Consider the following 1096-nt stretch of genomic DNA (forward strand, 5'->3'; position numbering starts at 1 on the left):
AGCAGCAAACGTGGAGAAGCAAAAGTGAAAGTTCTTGTCACAGGCGGTATGGGATATATCGGTAGTCACACTTGCGTTCAGATGATTGAAGCGGGAATAGAACCTATCATCGTCGACAACTTGTGTAACGCCAAACTGGAAGTGTTAAACCGTATTGAAGCGCTGACTGGCAAACAGCCTGCGTTCCACCAAGGTGACATCCGTGACGAAGCCTTTTTGGATACGGTATTCGCGCAGCACGACATCCAAGCCGTGATCCACTTTGCTGGCCTCAAAGCGGTTGGCGAATCGGTGGCAAAACCACTTGAGTACTACGACAACAACGTCAATGGCTCATTGGTGTTAGCGCGCAGCATGCGTAAAGCGGGCGTGAAAAGCATCGTATTCAGTTCATCGGCAACGGTTTACGGTGACCCTGAAATAGTGCCGATTACGGAAGACTCACCAACAGGCGCAACCACCAACCCATACGGACGCAGCAAATATATGGTGGAGCAGTGCTTAAGCGATCTGTTCCATGCTGAAAACGACTGGAGCATCACCTTACTGCGTTACTTCAACCCAGTTGGCGCGCACCCATCGGGCTGCATGGGGGAAGACCCACAAGGCATTCCCAATAACCTGATGCCATTTATCGCCCAAGTCGCTGTTGGTCGCCGAGAAAAACTCGCGGTATTCGGTAGCGACTACCCAACACCTGATGGCACTGGCGTGCGCGATTACATCCATGTGATGGATCTGGCCGACGGCCACATCGCCGCATTGAAATCGGTGGGTGAGAAATCGGGTTTGCACATTTACAACTTAGGTACAGGTAAAGGCTCGAGCGTACTTGAGATGGTGGATGCGTTCGCGACCGCTAGCGGTAAACCAGTGCCTTACGAGTTATGCCCGCGTCGTCCTGGGGATATTGCTGAATGTTGGGCAAGCACGGAAAAAGCTGAGCGTGAACTAGGCTGGAAAGCAATACGCACGGTGGCTGAAATGACTGTCGATACGTGGCACTGGCAGTCAAAAAATCCCAATGGCTATTCCCCTGCGTAGTTTACGTCGCCGCGTTGCTATCTGCGCTTCTCACGGTTTGGGAAGCTGAGTG

The 1096-nt window shown here is 52.2% G+C and carries 1 protein-coding gene; it reads left to right on the forward strand.

Annotated elements, in window-relative coordinates; all coding sequences use genetic code 11:
- Nucleotides 1–24 precede the first annotated feature (24 nt).
- Nucleotides 25–1044: a UDP-glucose 4-epimerase GalE gene (gene galE, locus R8269_RS25755; protein WP_318222981.1), complete on the forward strand. Its 1020-nt coding sequence runs from the start codon at nt 25–27 to the stop codon at nt 1042–1044.
- Nucleotides 1045–1096: the final 52 nt, after the last annotated feature.

This window comes from Vibrio sp. Vb0667 (genome assembly GCF_033391095.1).